Below are 4,540 nucleotides of genomic sequence, written 5' to 3'. Positions count from 1 at the left end.
TGCCTCCGGTCTCGAAGGGAGGCGGGCCGCCGCGTGCTGGTCGTCGAGGACACCTCCACCCCCGGCGGCTCCCCGCTCCCCGGAGATCCGGGACTGCTGACTCTGCGCGCCGTGGAGGCGCTGGCGAACGCGGACGTCCTCGTCGCCGAGCACGAAGTGCTCGACGTCGTACGTCAGCACGCCAGGCAGGGCGTCTCCGAAGTGCACACGGATTCGGACCCTTCCCAGGATCCGGCGCCGGGCACAGGAGCGCCCCAGCTAACGGTAGTTGACGGCACGTCAACCACCGTCGCCGCCCCCGCGGTGCGGGATGCCGCACATCTTGTCATGGAGGCCGCACGGGGCGGCAGGCGGGTCGTGCGTGCGGTGTCCGGGGACCCGGGCCTCGACACGTACGCCGCCGAGGAGATGCTGGCGTGCGCCGCCGCCGGGGTGCCCTTCGAGGTCGTCCCCGGCATCGCGAGCGCCGTCGGCGTGCCCGCGTACGCCGGTGTGCCGCTGCGGGACGCGCAGGGCGCGGACGTGCGGTTCGTGGACGCGCGGACGGCGTCGGACCGGTGCTGGACGGAGGTCGGGGCGTCGGACGGCACGGTCGTCGTGTCCACGACGCTGGACTCCGTCGCGGCGGCGGCCGGCGAGCTCGTCTCCGCCGGGCGCAAGCCGGACACCCCGATGACCGTCACCGTCGCCGGCACCACCACCCGGCAGCGCACCTGGTCCGCCACGCTCGGCACGATCGCGCAGACGCTGAAGCAGCTCAAGGTGCTGCCCTCGCCCGAGGGCGGCCGGCCGGTGATAGCCGTGGTCGGTGAGCGTTCCGCCGCCGCCCAGCGCGACCAGCTCGCGTGGTTCGAGTCCAAGCCGCTGTTCGGCTGGAAGGTGCTCGTGCCGCGGACCAAGGAGCAGGCGGCGTCGCTCTCCGACCAGCTGCGGTCGTACGGGGCCGTGCCGCACGAGGTGCCGACGATCGCCGTCGAGCCGCCGCGCACGCCCCAGCAGATGGAGCGCGCGGTCAAGGGGCTCGTCACGGGCCGCTACGAGTGGATCGCCTTCACCTCGGTGAACGCGGTCAAGGCCGTGCGGGAGAAGTTCGAGGAGTACGGGCTCGACGCGCGTGCCTTCGCGGGCATCAAGGTCGCGGCCGTCGGCGAGCAGACGGCGAAGGCGCTGATCGCGTTCGGCGTGAAGCCGGACCTGGTGCCGAGCGGTGAGCAGTCGGCCGCCGGTCTGCTGGAGGACTGGCCGCCCTACGACCCGGTCTTCGACCCGATCGACAGAGTGTTCCTGCCGCGTGCCGACATCGCCACGGAGACGCTGGTCGCCGGGCTGATCGAGCTCGGCTGGGAGGTCGACGACGTCACGGCCTACCGGACCGTGCGGGCCTCGCCGCCGCCGGCGGAGACCCGTGAGGCGATCAAGGGCGGTGGCTTCGACGCCGTTCTCTTCACCTCGTCGTCCACCGTGCGGAACCTGGTCGGCATCGCCGGCAAGCCGCACAACGTCACGGTGATCGCCTGTATCGGTCCGGCCACGGCGAAGACCGCCGAGGAGCACGGGCTGAGGGTGGACGTCATGGCTCCCGAGCCGTCCGTCCACAAGCTGGCCGAAGCCCTGGCCGACTTCGGCGCGAAGCGGAGGGCTGCCGCCGTGGAGGCCGGGGATCCGGTGACGCGGCCGAGCGAGCGGCGGCCGGGGGCGCGGCGGAGGCGTTCGACGACGTGAACCCGACGAGCGGGGTGGGCCGCGATCAGCGAGTCCGCCCCGTTCGGTCGAGGTCACCGCAGACTGTCGAACAGTGCGTCTTCGCAAAGGCGTTGCTGTCCCCAGGCGTTCTGGCCGCCGAGCTCGTCGAGGGACCTTCAGGTCGCGCCGGAGGAGTTCGCCGCGATCGCGGAGACGTTGCGGCAGGCGCGAGGCGAGGGCTCGGCGAAGGAGGCGGCTCCGGTCGTCGACTGACGTGCAGATGTGGCCCGCGCCCCTGGGTTCGGGTGCGGGCCGCGTCCGTTCACTCCGTCAGCGCCCAGAGGCATACGGCAGGAAGGTCGCCCAGGCGGTGGGAGTAAGGCCGAGACGGGAACCGTCCGGGGTCTTGGAGTCGCGCACGTACACGGTTGCCAAGGTGGTGGCGACCTCGACGCACGAAGGACCGTCGTCCGAGCTGTAGCTGCTCTTTATCCACTCCAGCTTGCCGTCGGCTCCGTCAGAGGGCTTGAAGGTCATGACTCTCCCAGCACTTTTTCGATGAAGGCCAGCGACTCTCGTGGTGGGAGAGCCTGCGCCCGGATGATCCCATAGCGCATGTCGAGGACCGTGGTCTCTTTCGGATCGGTGATCACGCGGTTGGTGAGCTGGACTTCGTTCAGGCCCACGGCTGCTCCGTCCTTGAGCTTGAGGAGTCGGAAAGGGCCACCGAGGCCTGAGTTCTCCTCCCGGCTCAGCGGCAGCACCTGTAGGTCGACGTTCCGAAGGCGGGCCACTTCCGACAGCCGTTCGAGCTGGTTGCGCATCACCATCTTGCCCCCGATCAGGCGGTGCAGCGTCGCTTCGCACAGCACAAAGCTGAAAAGAGGGCGAGCTGTCGGGGAGTTGAAGATCTCCTGACGATCCAGCCGAGCAGCTACCCGCTGCTCCAACTCCTCTTCCGCGAACTGCGGCCGCCGAGAGCTGAACACCGCTCGCGCGTATGCCTCGGTCTGCAACAGCCCATCGATGACGCAGTTGTTGTAAGAGCAGATTTCGACGGCTTCCGCCTCCAGGCGCTTCACGTCTCGCACCTTCTTCGGGTATCGGGCTTCCGCCAGGTCCCCCTTCATCGCCGCGATCCTGCCGCCCGCCCGCAGCGCCTCGTCCGCCGCGTCCAGGTACTCCGGCCGCGGAATCCGCCGCCCCCGCTCCACGGACGAGACCAGCTCCTCCCCGTACCCGATCGCCGCTCCGAACTCCGCCTGCGTGAGGCCGGCCGCCTCCCGCCACAGCTTCAACTGCCGTACCACCGTCCGCATCACGGCCCCGGCCTCGTCGTCCAGCCCCGCTTCCCACTCGCTCATGCGCGCCGCCCTCCCGTCGCGTGCCCATCCCCGAAGCAACTTCGCCCGCCCGCGCCCGGTCATCCCGGGCAGCCCGGACAGAAACCGGACACCTCACGGACAGCCGTCGGCCGCACGGGCCATCCCTCTTCACAGCGTAAGCACGCGTGAACACTCTGAGTGACGTGAATCAGGAAATCACCGCACCGCGGACCCAGCTCCGCCAGTTCACCGTGCCGCTCCCCGCCACCCGCCGGGGCGCGCGTCTCGCCCGTCTGCTCGCCACCGAGCAACTGCGCTCCTGGGAACTGCCCTTCGACCCGGCCCGGTTGATCGTCGCCGAGCTCGCCTCGAACGCCGCCGTGCACGGCCGTGTTCCCGGGCGGAGTTTCCGGCTCGGCCTCATCGTCACAGCGCCTGCCACTCTTCGTATCGAGGTCACCGATGCCCGGGGCGAGCAACTGCCCTCGCGGGCACGGGTGACCGCGGGGGCGGAGCCTACCGGGTCCGGCCTAGGTCTGGTCCTGGTCGAGGCGCTGGCCGACCGCTGGGGTGTGCGAACGGGCCCGGTGCCGTGCAAGACCGTGTGGGCCGAGCTCGATCTCGGTACGCCCGGGTGACGTGCCGCCGATGTGCCCGTACCGGCGCCCGGAAGCACGTGGGCCGGTGCGGTGCGGGCCGGGGCGGCGGGCGGTAAAAGACCAAAGAACCCAGGGAAAAGACCCTCCCAACCAGCCAAACCCGCCTACGTCACCCGGGCGGGTGAAACCGGTGGGTGCGAGTGGCGCGGTGGCCGCTGGGGCGTGCAGTCTCGCCCCAGGCACCATCACAACCCCACACATGCATCGGCCCCCGCCGGGACGGCAATCCCAGTGCGAGGGCCTGACCAACGAGGAAGTCGAGACCTTCCCCATGGCTGAGAAGAAACCTAACGCTGCCGTGCGCCCGGATCAGGATGTTCGGCGGACGACCACCCACTCCGGTGTCACCCACGTACGGGCGTACCAATCCGACCGGTACACGATCGTCGGCAACCACCTCGCCCAGCACCGAGAGCTGTCGCTGACCGCCATCGGGCTGGCCACCCACATCCTGTCGCTGCCGGAGGGCGCCCCGGTCGACATCCGCAGCCTCGCCGAGCGCTTCCCGGAAGGGCGGGACCGGGTCGCCTTCGCCCTACGGGAGCTGGAGGCGCGCGGCTATCTGGAGCGGGTCCGGGAGCGCACGGAAGCGGGCCGCCTGTACACGCGGACGTACGCCCACCACGCCCCCGCCGCCCATGTCGCCGCCCGTACCTCCGACGGTCCCGTGGTCGGTCCGCAGACCGGGGAGACGTCCCAGGGAGGCGACCAGGCCCCCGGCCCGCCGGACGCGCCCTCGCTCGGCGCTGGACCGCCCGCCCCTCAAGCGTCACCCACCCCGCCGGAGACGCGCGGCTCCGAGCACCCCCCGCGGCCGGCACCACGACAAGGCCGTCACCCTGCTTGCCGGTCTACGGCGCACCGACGACCGCC

General features: G+C 71.0%; 4 protein-coding genes and 1 pseudogene. 3 read left to right on the top strand and 2 right to left on the bottom strand.

Annotation, left to right across the window (positions count from 1 at the left end):
• Window positions 1–33: 33 nt before the first annotated feature.
• Window positions 34–1,722: a uroporphyrinogen-III synthase gene (locus ABZ281_RS39270; RefSeq protein ID WP_356662779.1), complete on the top strand. Its 1,689-nt coding sequence runs from the start codon at window positions 34–36 to the stop codon at window positions 1,720–1,722.
• Between the two features lie 291 nt (window positions 1,723–2,013).
• Here the strand turns inward: ABZ281_RS39270 and ABZ281_RS39265 are convergent, their stop codons facing one another.
• Both ABZ281_RS39265 and ABZ281_RS39260 read right to left on the bottom strand, forming a co-directional pair.
• Complete coding sequence (locus ABZ281_RS39265) at window positions 2,014–2,220, bottom strand: DUF397 domain-containing protein (protein WP_298561874.1); 207 nt, start codon at window positions 2,218–2,220, stop codon at window positions 2,014–2,016.
• Complete coding sequence (locus tag ABZ281_RS39260; protein ID WP_356662778.1) at window positions 2,217–3,047, bottom strand: helix-turn-helix transcriptional regulator; 831 nt, start codon at window positions 3,045–3,047, stop codon at window positions 2,217–2,219. Before ABZ281_RS39260 ends, ABZ281_RS39265 begins: the two co-directional genes overlap by 4 nt.
• A 164-nt stretch (window positions 3,048–3,211) precedes the next feature.
• On the opposite strand from ABZ281_RS39260, the gene ABZ281_RS39255 reads away from it, so the two are divergent.
• The gene (locus ABZ281_RS39255; RefSeq protein WP_356662777.1) at window positions 3,212–3,646 is read left to right on the top strand and encodes an ATP-binding protein; all 435 of its coding nucleotides are present in this window, start codon (window positions 3,212–3,214) and stop codon (window positions 3,644–3,646) included.
• Window positions 3,647–3,938: 292 nt separating this feature from the next.
• Window positions 3,939–4,540 (top strand): annotated as a pseudogene (locus ABZ281_RS39250) (helix-turn-helix domain-containing protein); the annotation flags it as partial.

It is taken from the genome of Streptomyces sp. NPDC006265 (assembly GCF_040613555.1).
Lineage (GTDB): Bacteria > Actinomycetota > Actinomycetes > Streptomycetales > Streptomycetaceae > Streptomyces.
The sequence above is the reverse complement of the archived record's forward strand: the minus strand, read 5'-3'. Positions and strand labels throughout refer to the sequence as shown.